General features: G+C 69.7%; 11 protein-coding genes and 1 tRNA gene. 9 read left to right on the plus strand and 3 right to left on the minus strand.

Annotation, left to right across the window (positions count from 1 at the left end; genetic code table 11):
* The first annotated feature begins 206 nt into the window (after nucleotides 1–206).
* From BDK63_RS17755 to BDK63_RS17770, 4 genes are all read left to right on the plus strand, one after another.
* Nucleotides 207–291: transfer RNA gene (locus tag BDK63_RS17755), tRNA-Leu, on the plus strand.
* A 101-nt stretch (nucleotides 292–392) separates the two neighbouring features.
* On the plus strand, nucleotides 393–1,688 hold the full coding sequence (gene bioA, locus BDK63_RS17760) for an adenosylmethionine--8-amino-7-oxononanoate transaminase (RefSeq protein ID WP_183334407.1): 1,296 nt from the start codon (nucleotides 393–395) through the stop codon (nucleotides 1,686–1,688).
* A gap of 28 nt (nucleotides 1,689–1,716) precedes the next feature.
* Nucleotides 1,717–2,022: a winged helix-turn-helix domain-containing protein gene (locus BDK63_RS17765; protein WP_183334409.1), complete on the plus strand. Its 306-nt coding sequence runs from the start codon at nucleotides 1,717–1,719 to the stop codon at nucleotides 2,020–2,022.
* Nucleotides 2,019–3,050, plus strand: a complete 1,032-nt coding sequence (locus tag BDK63_RS17770) for an alpha/beta fold hydrolase (RefSeq protein ID WP_183334411.1) — start codon at nucleotides 2,019–2,021, stop codon at nucleotides 3,048–3,050. The genes BDK63_RS17765 and BDK63_RS17770 overlap by 4 nt, the downstream gene beginning before the upstream one ends.
* A gap of 27 nt (nucleotides 3,051–3,077) precedes the next feature.
* Here BDK63_RS17770 and BDK63_RS17775 read toward each other — a convergent pair whose 3' ends face one another.
* Nucleotides 3,078–4,457: a DNA recombination protein RmuC gene (locus tag BDK63_RS17775; protein WP_183334413.1), complete on the minus strand. Its 1,380-nt coding sequence runs from the start codon at nucleotides 4,455–4,457 to the stop codon at nucleotides 3,078–3,080.
* Between the two features lie 147 nt (nucleotides 4,458–4,604).
* On the opposite strand from BDK63_RS17775, the gene BDK63_RS17780 reads away from it, so the two are divergent.
* The 4 genes from BDK63_RS17780 to BDK63_RS17795 all read left to right on the plus strand — a co-directional run bounded on the left by BDK63_RS17780 (nucleotide 4,605) and on the right by BDK63_RS17795 (nucleotide 9,281).
* Complete coding sequence (locus BDK63_RS17780) at nucleotides 4,605–5,612, plus strand: hypothetical protein (protein WP_221202681.1); 1,008 nt, start codon at nucleotides 4,605–4,607, stop codon at nucleotides 5,610–5,612.
* Between the two features lie 126 nt (nucleotides 5,613–5,738).
* Nucleotides 5,739–7,970 carry a putative bifunctional diguanylate cyclase/phosphodiesterase gene (locus BDK63_RS17785; RefSeq protein WP_183334415.1) on the plus strand — a complete coding sequence of 744 codons (2,232 nt, stop codon included), beginning with the start codon at nucleotides 5,739–5,741 and terminating at the stop codon, nucleotides 7,968–7,970.
* Between the two features lie 73 nt (nucleotides 7,971–8,043).
* Nucleotides 8,044–8,451 (plus strand): hypothetical protein, encoded by a 408-nt coding sequence (locus BDK63_RS17790; protein ID WP_183334417.1) that lies wholly within the window; start codon nucleotides 8,044–8,046, stop codon nucleotides 8,449–8,451.
* A gap of 227 nt (nucleotides 8,452–8,678) precedes the next feature.
* On the plus strand, nucleotides 8,679–9,281 hold the full coding sequence (locus tag BDK63_RS17795) for a hypothetical protein (protein WP_221202682.1): 603 nt from the start codon (nucleotides 8,679–8,681) through the stop codon (nucleotides 9,279–9,281).
* 65 nt (nucleotides 9,282–9,346) lie between these two features.
* Here BDK63_RS17795 and BDK63_RS17800 read toward each other — a convergent pair whose 3' ends face one another.
* Nucleotides 9,347–9,706 carry a hypothetical protein gene (locus BDK63_RS17800; protein ID WP_183334419.1) on the minus strand — a complete coding sequence of 120 codons (360 nt, stop codon included), beginning with the start codon at nucleotides 9,704–9,706 and terminating at the stop codon, nucleotides 9,347–9,349.
* Between the two features lie 162 nt (nucleotides 9,707–9,868).
* Between BDK63_RS17800 and BDK63_RS17805 the strand changes: the two genes are divergently transcribed.
* Nucleotides 9,869–10,018, plus strand: coding sequence for a hypothetical protein (locus BDK63_RS17805; protein ID WP_183334421.1), 150 nt, complete (start codon nucleotides 9,869–9,871; stop codon nucleotides 10,016–10,018).
* A gap of 402 nt (nucleotides 10,019–10,420) precedes the next feature.
* Here the strand turns inward: BDK63_RS17805 and BDK63_RS17810 are convergent, their stop codons facing one another.
* Nucleotides 10,421–10,957 carry an outer membrane beta-barrel protein gene (locus BDK63_RS17810; RefSeq protein ID WP_183334423.1) on the minus strand — a complete coding sequence of 179 codons (537 nt, stop codon included), beginning with the start codon at nucleotides 10,955–10,957 and terminating at the stop codon, nucleotides 10,421–10,423.
* Nucleotides 10,958–11,112 lie beyond the last annotated feature (155 nt).

An 11,112-nucleotide genomic window follows, 5' to 3' on the forward strand; every position in this document is an offset into this window, starting at 1 on the left:
CAGGCCGGATATATGGCAGCAACCTGTACCTGCATCGATGAACGGAGCCTTGCAAGCCGGGAGGAGACCATATAGGGGTTCACAGCGCCTCCTCGCAGGCTTGTGGACGGATCAGCTCCGAGCGATCGACACATGTTCAGTGAGCTGCCCGATGGCGATTGACTTGCGCGGGGGCGTCCGTAGAATATTGTCGCCTGCCTGCCCGTGCGGATGTGGTGGAATTGGTAGACACGCCAGGTTTAGGTCCTGGTGCCTTCGGGCGTGGAGGTTCAAGTCCTCTCATCCGCACCATCGCATCACCCCTTGTCGACGCCCTCCTGTCCGTCATCTCCCCGAGATGCGCGGCGCCTTCTCGCGTCCGCTCGTTACCCCCTGTCCCCTGCGAGGCTGTCATGACCCATCACGACCGCTCCCCTGTCTGGCACCCCTATGCCCATCTCAAGACCCAGCGCCAGGCGCCCAAGGTGGTCGGCGGCGAGGGGCCACGCTTCACCCTGGAAGGCGGCGAGACGCTGCTCGACGCCACCTGCTCCTGGTGGTGCATGATCCACGGCTACCGGCATCCTCGCCTCGTCCGGGCGATCCAGCAGCAGGCCGACGAACTCTGCCACGTGATGCTCGGCGGCCTCACCCACGAGCCCGCCGACCGACTGGCCCGGGAGCTTACGCGGGTCACCCCGGCGGGCCTCGACCACGTCTTCTACTCCGACAGCGGCTCGGTGGGCATGGAGGTGGCCATGAAGATGGCCGTGCAGTACCACCAGCTGCGCGGCCGGCCGGGCAAGCATCGCCTGCTCTCGCTGATGAAGGCCTACCACGGCGACACCGCCGGCTGCATGGCGGTCTGCGACCCCGAGGAGGGCATGCACTCGCTGTTCGCCGGCTACCTGCCCCGCCACCACTTTGCCCCCGCGCCCAGCGCCCCCTTCGATGCCCGGCCCGAGGCGGTGGCATCGGACCTCGCCGCCCTGCGCGAGGTGCTGGCGCGCCACCACCACGAGATCGCCGCGCTGCTGATGGAGCCGCTGCTGCAGGCCGCCGGCGGGCTCAACATGACCTCGCCCCACTATCTTCAGGGAGCGAGACGCCTTTGCGACGAGTTCGACGTGCTGCTGGTGTTCGACGAGGTGGCCACCGGCTTCGGCCGCACCGGGCGGATGTTCGCCGCCGACCACGCCGACGTCACCCCCGACATCATGGTGCTCTCCAAGGGGCTCACCGGGGGGTATCTGGGCCACGCGGCGACGCTGGCCACCGACCGGGTGCGTGACGCCTTCGTGGGGGACTCCCCCGAGCACGCCTTCATGCACGGCCCCACCTTCATGGGCAACCCGCTGGCCTGCCGGGTGGCCCTGGAGAGCCTGGCGGTGTTCGAGGAGGAGGACTACCTGGGCCGGATCGCCGGGCTCCACCGGGTGCTGCGCGAGGAACTGGTGATGGATGAGGCGCTGGCCGCCCACCCGGCGGTGGCGGACGTCCGCGTGCTGGGCGCCACCGCGGTGATCGAGGCCCGCGATACAGCGGCCCTCGCCGGCGTCGGCGACTGGGCCCGGGCGCAGGGCGTCTGGCTGCGCCCCATCGGCCGCTGGCTCTACACCATGCCGGCCTACGTCACCTCGGAGGCCGACATGCGGCGCATCACCGACGTGATGAAGGGCTGGTTTCACCGCACGGGGCCGCTAGGATAGGACGGGCCACTCCCCGACGAGCCACCCCATGACCGCCATCAGCAAGACCCAGTCCAGCTTCTACCGCCGCCTCTACGTCGCCCACCTGGTGGCGGACGGCACCGCCAGCGTCCCCGCCATCACCGCGGCCACCGGCATGCCGCGACGCACCGCCCAGGACACCCTGGGGGCGCTGGGCGAGCTGGATATCGCCTGCGAGTTCGTGCACGAGGCGGGCGAGCGTCACAACATCGGCCGCTACGTGATCCGCGACTGGGGGCCCATCGACCCGCGCTGGGTGGCGGCCCATGCCGACCGCCTGAGGCGCACCCTGGGCTATCCGGAGACGCCGTGAGCCGCCCGGTCAGGGGCGCGGCGGGAGCGCTGGCGGGCCTGCTGCTGGCGGCGAGCCTGGCCGGCTGCGGCCAGGCCCTTCAGCAGCAGCCCGGCCCGGGGACCGACGCGGCAAGCCTCGAGCCCCATCGGGTGATCGCCGAGGACGGCTACCGGCTGCCGCTGCGCCACTGGCCCGCCGAGGGCGAGCCCCGCGCCCGGGTGCTGGCCGTGCACGGCTTCAACGACCACGCCGGCAGCTTCGCGGTGATGGCCGAGGCGCTCGCGCCCCACGGCATCGCGACCTCCGCCTTCGACCAGCGCGGCTTCGGCCTCACCGACCAGCGCCGGATCTGGCCCGGCCACCAGCGGCTCACCGACGACGTGCGGCTGCTCGTCGAGTTGCTGCGCGAGCGCCACCCGGACGCCCCGCTCTATCTCCTGGGCAAGAGCATGGGGGCGGCGGTGGTGCTGCTGACGCTGGCCGACGACCCGCCGCCCGGGCTCGCCGGCAGCGTGCTGGTGGCGCCGGCGGTGTGGGGGCTGGACGCCATGCCCTGGTACCAGCGCGCCTCCCTGTGGCTCGGCGTGCGGCTGATCCCCTCGGTGAGCTTCTCGTCGAACGCGGTGCGCCGCCTGGGCATCCGGCCCACCGACGACCCGGAGATCATGGAGCGCCTGGCCCGGGACCCGCTGATCCTGCGCCGCGCCCGGGTGGATACCCTGCACGGGGTCAGCGAGACCATGGACCTGGCGCTGGAGGCCGCCCGCCGGCTGCCCGCCCCGGCGCTGATCCTCTACGGCGACGAGGACCAGGTCATCCCGCCCGAGGCGATCTGCGCGCTGCTGGACCGGCTGCCCGAGAGGGACGACGACGCCTCCGGCTGGCGCCTGGCGCTCTACCCGGACGGCTACCACATGCTGACCCGCTACACACGGCGGGAGCGCACCGAGGCCGACCTGGCCGCCTGGCTGCGCGACCCGGCCGCCCCCCTGCCCTCCGGCCACGAGCGGAGCCCGGCCCAGGCCCGCGACGCCCTCTGCCGTTGAGCGGCGAGCGGCATCGTCGTCCGCCGCTCAGCCCTTGCGCTCGGGGGCGTGGTCCAGCTCCAGGCGGGCGCGCTCGACCAGCTCCGCCGGCAGCTCGCGCTTCACCGCCACGCCCAGCTCCTGGAACTCGGCGGTCTGCTTGATCAGGTTGCCGCGGCCGTTGACCAGCTGGCCCATCGCCCGGTCGTAGCTGTCCCGGGCGCCATCGAGCTTCTTGCCGACGTCCTCCATGCTCTCCAGGAAGCCCCGCAGCTTGGCGTAGAAGCGCTCGGCGCGGCTGGCCAGCTCGGCGCTGTGGCGGCTCTGGTCCTCGAAGCGCCACAGCTGGCGCACGATATTCAGGCTGGTCAGCAGGGTGGTGGGTGTGGCCACCAGCACGTTGTGCTCGATGGCGCGCTGGAAGAGGGTCTCGTCGTACTTCAGCGCCTCCACGTAGGCCGACTCCACCGGGATGAACATCACCACCACCTCCGGCGAGTTGAGCCCCGGCAGGTCGTAGTATTGCTTGTCGGCCAGCTCGGTGATGCGCTCGCCCACCGCACGGGCGTGCTCGGCCAGCGCCTGGTGGCGGCTCGCCTCGTCCTCGGCGTTCACGTAGCGCACGTAGGCCGACAGCGAGGTCTTGGCGTCGATCACCAGGTGCTTGCCCTGGGGCAGGTAGACGATGGCGTCGGGGCGCCGGCGCCCGCCGTCGGTGCTGAAGCTGACCTCGCGCCGGTAGTCCTTGTCCGGGCGGAGCCCCGAGCCCTCCAGCACGTTCTCCAGCATCAGCTCGCCCCAGTTGCCCTGGATCTTCTTCTGCCCCTGCAGCGCCTGGGTCAGGCGGTCGGCCTGGTCGGTGATCTCGCGGTTGAGCGCCTGCAGGTGCTTGAGCTCGGTACGCAGGCCGGCGCGCTGCTCGGTGTCGTGGCGATGCAGGGTCTCGACCTGCTCGCGGAAGCCCTTCATCTCCGCCTGGATCGGCTGCAGCAGTCCGCTGATGTTGCGCTGGGAGAGCTCCGAGAAGGCCCGCCCCTTGCGCTCGAGGATCTCGTTGGCCAGGTTCTCGAACTCCTGCCGGAGCTGGTCGCGGCTCTCCCGGAGCAGCTGCAGCTGCTGGGCGAAGTGGTGCTCGCGCTGCTCCAGAGTGGTGGCCAGCTCGGCGTGGCGCGCCTGCAGCTCGGCCAGCGCCGCGGCGCCCTGTTCCCGCTCGGCCCGCTCCTGCTGCCACCAGGCCCGGTAGCGCTCGCGGCTCTCCCGGGCCTCGTCACGCTGGGTGCTCGCCGTGGTCAGCGCCTCGCGCAGCTCGGCCAGGCGCTCCTGCAGGGCCTCGCGGCGCCGGGCCGCCACCAGCCCGGCCAGGCCCAGGGCCACCAGGAAGGCGAGCAGCGCCGAGAGGGCGGCAAGCAGCGGGGGGGACAGGGTCATGGCATCACTCCGTGATCGGGCGGGTCGCTGGCAGGAAGCGTACCCAGCCGCGCCGGGGCGGTCCACCGGCGAGTGGCACGGCACGGGCGACGCCGCCGCCGTTCGCGGATAGACTGGCCGACGGGGAACAGACAAGGGAATCCACGGATGAGAAAGGTCCTGATGGCACTGGTCGCCTGCGCCGCCCTGGGGGCCCAGGCCGATACCGCCGCGCCGCCGGAAGACGAGACCACGCCGGACAACGACAGCGACCTGCCGGCCTGGGCCAACGAGCAGATCGACCCCTTCCACGAGAGCGTCTCCCGCTGGGTCGACACCTCCTCGCGGCGCATCGACGGCTTCTTCGGCACCACCGATGCGCTCACCGTGGAGTCCGACTCCTTCCTGCGCCTCAGCCAGGCCTGGCGGTGGCGCGAGGGCGAGTCCCTCGACCAGGACCTCGGGGTGCGCTTCCGCCTCGACCTGCCCACCACCGAGGAGCGGCTGCGACTGATCATCGAGACCGAGCCCGAGGAGACCCGCGGCACCCTCGCCGAGCAGGACGACCAGCTGGCCGACGAGCGCATCAGCGGCGTCGAGAGCCTGCGCATCGGCCTCAACCGGCTGAGCCGCCGCGACAGGACCGAGCGCTGGAACACCCAGGTCGGCGCCGGCATCCGCGTGCGCCTGCCGCTGGATCCCTTCGCCCGGGTGATCAGCCAGCGCCTGTGGACCCTCAACGACGGCCCCTGGCAGCTGGAGAGCGACAACCGCCTCTCCTGGTTCAACAAGGACGGCTACTCCGCCCGCACCCGCTGGGACCTCGGCCGCCCCCTGGACGAGCAGCGCCACCTGCGCTTCATCACCAACGTGCAGTGGCGCGAGGAGGTCGACAAGCTGGAGTTCAGCGAGGCCGCCGAGCTCAACCGTCGGCTGAACCGGCGCAGCGCCCTGCGCTACACCGCCGCCGTGCTGGGCGAGAGCGGCTCCCGGCCGCGCATCGAGGACAGCTACCTGGAGGTGCGCTACCGCCGCGACGTGCACCGCGGCATCCTCTTCCTGGACGTCGCCCCCGCCCTGCACTTCCCGCGGGAGGTCGACTACGACAGCCGCTGGGAGGTGAACCTGCGCCTGGAGATGTACTTCCGCCGCCAGTTCGATCGCACCGTGCTGTGACCGGCCGCCGAATCGATGCCGGGCTCGCCGCTGTTCGACGGCGTTGTGATCCGGCAGGATAGCCCTCTAGACTTGACCGAAACGAGCCGGAAGGATCCGCTCGCCCGCGCGCAGGAGGCCAGCAGCATGATCGACGAACTCTCGTCCATGGAGGCACAGCAGGAGGTCCACGAGCTGATCGCCCAGCAGGTTCCGCTGGGCGAGACGCTGGACGCCATCGCCCGCTGGATCGGCATCATCCTGCCCGAGGCGGTGGTGGCCTTCATGCGCTACGACCCGCGCCACTGCACCCTCAGCCTGACCCCCAGCCGGCGCTTCTCGCTGCGCTACACCCAACGGCTCCAGGACATCCCCGTCGGGCCGGGCGTGGCCTCCTTCGGCACCGCCGCCTTCCTGCGCCAGCCGGTGTTCACCGAGGACATCGAGACCGACCCGCGCTGGGAGGCATTCCGCGACGCCGCCCGGGCCGAGGGGCTGCGCGCCTGCTGGTCGAGCCCGGTGCTGACCACCCGGGGCGAACTGCTGGGCACCTTCGGCACCTATTTCCGCTACCCCATCGCCCCCGGCGAGCCCAGCCGGCGCAAGCTGCGCCAGGCGGCCGCGCTGGTGGCCCTGGCCATCCTGCGCGACCGCGACATCAGCGAACGCAAGCGCCAGGAGGCCTCGCTGCGCCTGCTGCAGCGAGGCATCGAGGCGACGCCCAACGGCGTGGTGATGGCCGACGCCCTGCGCCCCGACACCCCGCTGGTCTATGCCAACCAGGCCTTCTACGAGATGACCGGCTACCGGCCGGAGGAGGTTCTCGGCCAAAACTGCCGCTTCCTGCAGGGCCCGGAGACCGACCCCGACGCCGTGGAGGCCACCCGCCGGGCGCTGACCGAGCGCAGCGACGTGGACGTCACCCTGCTCAACTACCGCAAGGATGGCAGCCCCTTCTGGAACCGGCTGTCGATCAGCCCCGTGTTCGACGAGCACGACACCTGCACCCACTTCATCGGCATCCAGCAGGACATCACCCAGCAGCGCGACCACGAGGCGCAGATCGCCTACCAGGCCACCCATGACCTGCTGACCGGCCTGCCCAACCGCAGCGTGCTGGACGAGGGGCTGGAGCAGGCGTTCGCCCGCGCCCGGCGGCAGGGGGCACTGGCGGTGGTGATGCACTTCGACCTGGACGGCTTCAAGACCATCAACGAGGGGCTGGGCCACCATGTCGGCAACCGGCTGCTGATGGCGGTGGCCGAGCGGCTCCGCCAGCCCCTCGCCGAGGGCCAGACCCTGGCCCGGCTGACCGGCGACGAGTTCGGCCTGCTGCTGCCCGACCTGCCCGACCGCGAGGCCGCCAACGCCCTGGCCGACCGGCTGATCGAGGCGCTGGCCGCCCCCTTCGAGATCGAAGGCCGGGCGCTGCACATCAGCGCCAGCATCGGCATCGCCGGCAGCGACGACACCACCCGACACGCCCACGAGCTGCTGCAGCGCGCCGACCTGGCCATGGGCGAGGCCAAGCAGCAGGGGCGCAACACCTGGCAGTGGTACCAGGGCAACGTGCAGCGCATCAGCCGGCGCAACGTGCTGCTGCGTCACGACCTGCAGGTGGCCCTGCAGCAGGGCGACCAGTTCGAGCTCCACTACCAGCCGGTGGTGGAGGCAGGCAGCGGCCGGATGCGCGGCCTCGAGGCGCTGCTGCGCTGGCACCACCCGAGCCGCGGCATGGTCCCCCCCGGCGACTTCATCCCGCTGGCCGAACAGACCGGCCAGATCATCCCCCTGGGACGCTGGGTGCTCGAGCGCGCCTGCCGCGACGCCGCCGAGCTGCTCGCCGACGGGCGGCGCATGCTGCCGGTGGCGGTCAATATCTCCTCGCTGCAGTTCCGCCGCGACGGCTTCCTGGAAGGCGTGCAGCAGGCCCTGGCCGAGAGCGGGCTGCCGCCGGAGCTGCTGGAGCTGGAGGTGACCGAGAGCGTGCTGCTGGACGGCGCCGACCAGGCCATCACGCTGATCGACCGGCTCAAGGCGCTGGGCATCCGTGTCGCCCTGGACGATTTCGGCACCGGCTTCTCCAGCCTGAGCTACCTGCGCGACCTGCCGATCCACAAGGTCAAGCTGGACCGCGCCTTCATCCAGGACATCACCACCAACCGCAGCAACGCCGCCATCGTGGAGGGGATCATCACCATGTCCCACCACATGGACCTGGTGGTGGTGGCCGAGGGCATCGAGACCCGCGAGCAGCAGCAGGACCTGGTGCGCCGCCAGTGCGACCTGCTGCAGGGCTACCGCTTCTCGCGCCCCGTGCCTCTGGCCCGCCTCAAGGCGCTGCCCGACCGGCTGCCCGAGCCCGCCGACGACCGTTGATTGACAGTGGCGCCGCGAGGCGCCTATCATCGATAACGATTCTCATTGTCAAGAAATCACCGAGCCGGCCCCCATGAGCACAGAGCGCCCCAAGGCGTACTACACCGCCGTCTTCCTGCAGGTCTCCTTCCGCGCGATCAAGGACTCCATGGCCGGCAAGGCCGGCGACGGCCTGCCCTGCTGGCTCGACACCCGCATGCTCGGCATGCTCTGCCGCGACCTGCAGGCCTGCTGCATCGAGACCGACGACCAGGACCCGGCCCACCGGCCCCTGGCGGACGCCCGAGACGCCTGCGACCAGCTCCTGGCCCGCTGCCCCGGCGGCCTCGACAGCACCCTCTGCCACCACCATCTGGACGCCATCCTCGAGGCCCTGGGCCAAGCCATCACCGCGCTGGACCGCCCGCCGTCGCCCCCCGATGCCTCGCGCTGGCAGACCGCCTCGCGATACCTGCTGCAGGGCTTCAGGCGCCTCACCTGAGCGCCTTCGAGCGCCCTCCTCGCCCACTCCGAGATATTTCCCCTGCCCTACCCCGCTGATGCCCGGCACGGGGCATTTATCAGCCGCTGGCGCCCCCGCGCCGGGGCTATAGTCATGGTGACCCCCTATTTTCCTGGCCCCTCGCCCACCGGCACAGGGGCCAGCGTCGTGCCCGACCGCGGCCACCACGGCCGCCGGCGGCACGGCCTCACCCGGAGGAGACTACCATGCGTGGCATCCTGTGGAGTGGCGTCATCGTGGCCGGGCTGGCCGCGGCAGGCCTGCCAGCCGGCATCAGCCAGGCCGATGAGGTCACCGAGTCGATCGCGGCGATCCGTGCGGCGGCGGAACGCTTCGAGGACGTGAACGTGGCGCTGGCGGAGGGCTATGTCCCGGATCCCTCCGGCGAGTGCGTCAAGGCCGGGGAGCACGGCCTGCCGGCGGAGCTCGGGCACATGGGCATCCACTACCTGCGTCCCGACCTGCTGGGCATCACCGCCACCGAGCCGCGGGTGAACGGCGCCGGCACCCATACCGACTTCATGGACCCCGCCATCCTGCTCTACGAGCCCCAGGCGGACGGCAGCATGGTGCTGGTGGGGGTCGAGAACCTGGTGTTCGTCCAGGCCTGGCAGGAGGCCGGCCACGGCGAGCCGCCGAGCTTCCTGGGCCGCAGCTGGGACTACATGGCCGACGACCCGGCCATCCCCGGCGACCAGGCCCACGGCTTCGAGCCCCACTATGACCAGCACGTCTGGTTCCGCGACAACCCCAGCGGCAACCTCGAGCCCTTCAACCCGGCGGTCAGCTGCGACCTGCGCAGCGCCTGATCTACAGGGGAGCCGCCTGGCATGGCCACCTCCCCTGCCCTTCTCTCTTGAAGCCCCGCCCGCCGCTACGTCTTGGCAGCGACCCGATAGCCCAGCGCCTCGAGCCGGCGCTGCCGCGAGGTGGTCAGCGCCACGCCGGTCCCGTCGGTGTCCTCCGGCAGCCCCGCCAGCACCGCCACATCGGCCTCGTCATCGCCGTGCAGCAGGCGCTCGTCGCAGCGCCGGCAGTGCCAGGCCTCACCGCCGCGCTCATCCGGCAAGAGCTCGAGTTCGTCGCCACCCTGGCCGAGTTGGATGGCCGCCAGCGGCCAGAAGGTCACGGGCGCGTCTGTGGCATCCCGGCCGACGCCCAGGGGGGCACCGCATACCAGCAGCGATACCGCACCGCAGCGGCAGGCGAGTTGCCCGTAGGGTCCATTGCTCATGGCGCGCTCCTGATGGGAAAGGGTCGGTCCCAGTGTGGCATTCGGGGGCGTCCCTGCCGACCTTGCCCCTGCCATCGGGCTGTCATCACCCTGTGACGCCGCTGTCACCTGCCGGGAATAGCGTCGGCAGGGACACCGACCCCACCGAGCAGGTAAGCCGCCATGAGCAAGGGCGTTCGACGCCAGCGCGAGCCGCTGAGCGATGAGGAAATCGAGTTTTTGACCCACCTGGCCAACGGCAACGCCCTGGCCCGCCAGCGACGCCGCGACCGCGAGCGGGCAGCACGGCAGCCCCCGCCCGATCCGTCATAGGCTGCGTTCGAAAGGCACATTCCACCACCCAAGAGAGGGGGGTGGCATCTATCTTTCGGGCCCCATGTGATTGACCACCCGTTTGGTAAATAACTCAGGCCGCTCGGTCTGCCCGCGAAGTCCTGAAGTGTGGGAAGGGGAGTCAAATTCCAGGGTTAATCGAAGGGCTGGGGCCAGAACTACGTGGACGAGCCGGCTGCTTCAGTCTGGTCGAGGTGAGCTGCCGTCTGGAAGTGTTGGATCAAGGCTGCCGACTGCATTGCGTGATAAGGCGAAAGTAGAAGCGCCCCAGAACCCGGGGTCGGAAATGACAGGTGCTGGGTTCAGATGTCCATCTTGCCCGGGGGTGTGAGAGGACGGGGGAGGCAACTCCCCCTCCTACTCGGTGCGTGATCGAGCAGTTCAGAACTTGAACAATGCACCGATGGAAAACAGATCGATGTCATTATCATTGTCAATATCATACCACTCCCACTCACCGACAACGCCGAGCTGGTCAGTGAACATATACTGAGCACCGAGTCCATACATGAGGTCAGTGCCATCGTCGTTAATTCCGGAAGCAGCACCGCCCCCTTTAAAATCCCACGCAATCATGCCGAACTTGCCGAACACGCCGAACTGCTCGTTGATCGGCAGAATGCCTTTTGCAGCGAGCGTCCAGCCGTCCGCCTCGGCGCTGACTGCCGAACCTTCTACGGATCCACTGATCTCACCAAAATCTACCCAGGCGGCCTCGAAGGCGATATTCGAATTCAACCCCCAACCGCCGAAGATCTTCCAGCTGGTGTCCGTATCATCGCAATTGGTGACCCCATCGCACGCATCGATGGTCGCCTGCCCGATGCTCGCTCCACCATAGAAGCCATTCTCTGCGAGGGCATCGGCCGTCAGACCCAGTGTCAACAAAATGGCACCAATGATTTTCGTTTTGTTCATGACCTGCTCCTAAGTAGCAACCCCGCAAGAACCATCCGGACAAACCTTTTATACCTGCCGTGTAAGTGGCTATTCAAAATTAATCGTGCGCTCAGACCCGTAGCCGCCAAGTAGGCGACAGACCTCCTTGCTGAGGTGGTCAAATGAGAGATAGG

This window comes from Halomonas campaniensis, assembly GCF_014193375.1.
GTDB classification, from domain to species: domain Bacteria; phylum Pseudomonadota; class Gammaproteobacteria; order Pseudomonadales; family Halomonadaceae; genus Halomonas; species Halomonas campaniensis.

Coding starts and splice junctions, on each gene's coding strand:
- BDK63_RS17775 (WP_183334413.1), bottom strand. CDS start 4,457: ATGACCCTGTCCCCCCCGCTGCTTGCCGCCCTCTCGGCGCTGCTCGCC.
- BDK63_RS17765 (WP_183334409.1), top strand. CDS start 1,717: ATGACCGCCATCAGCAAGACCCAGTCCAGCTTCTACCGCCGCCTCTAC.
- BDK63_RS17790 (WP_183334417.1), top strand. CDS start 8,044: ATGAGCACAGAGCGCCCCAAGGCGTACTACACCGCCGTCTTCCTGCAG.
- BDK63_RS17810 (WP_183334423.1), bottom strand. CDS start 10,957: ATGAACAAAACGAAAATCATTGGTGCCATTTTGTTGACACTGGGTCTG.
- BDK63_RS17805 (WP_183334421.1), top strand. CDS start 9,869: ATGAGCAAGGGCGTTCGACGCCAGCGCGAGCCGCTGAGCGATGAGGAA.
- BDK63_RS17780 (WP_221202681.1), top strand. CDS start 4,605: ATGAGAAAGGTCCTGATGGCACTGGTCGCCTGCGCCGCCCTGGGGGCC.
- BDK63_RS17785 (WP_183334415.1), top strand. CDS start 5,739: ATGATCGACGAACTCTCGTCCATGGAGGCACAGCAGGAGGTCCACGAG.
- BDK63_RS17795 (WP_221202682.1), top strand. CDS start 8,679: ATGCGTGGCATCCTGTGGAGTGGCGTCATCGTGGCCGGGCTGGCCGCG.
- BDK63_RS17800 (WP_183334419.1), bottom strand. CDS start 9,706: ATGAGCAATGGACCCTACGGGCAACTCGCCTGCCGCTGCGGTGCGGTA.
- bioA (WP_183334407.1), top strand. CDS start 393: ATGACCCATCACGACCGCTCCCCTGTCTGGCACCCCTATGCCCATCTC.